The 318-nt window shown below is 34.0% G+C and carries 1 protein-coding gene; it reads right to left on the reverse strand.

Features of this window, described 5'->3' with window-relative positions:
* Nucleotides 1-318: DUF4377 domain-containing protein (locus tag BHE89_RS00130; protein WP_216080954.1), on the reverse strand; the 318-nt coding region annotated here is incomplete at both ends.

A 318-nucleotide genomic window follows, 5' to 3' on the forward strand; every position in this document is an offset into this window, starting at 1 on the left:
AGGATTAGGAATATCTGTAACATTAACTTTTAATGTGTATTCAGTGCCTGCTTTATATTCAAAACCATCAATATTTTGATAGAACAAAGACCATTCGCCAGAAGGCAACTCTTTCACCTTCATACATTTCATTGGTGCAACACCAACACAATCATACAGTTGAGGATCTACAAGAAGTGTTTTTGTTGTCCCAGTAGATGATGTTGTATTTGCACTTTCAGGATTAGGAATATCTGTAACATTAACTTTTAATGTGTATTCAGTGCCTGCTTTATATTCAAAACCATCAATATTTTGATAGAACAAAGACCATTCGCC

Source organism: Shigella sp. FC1967, from assembly GCF_001743005.1.
Taxonomy (GTDB): Bacteria; Pseudomonadota; Gammaproteobacteria; order Enterobacterales; family Enterobacteriaceae; genus Proteus.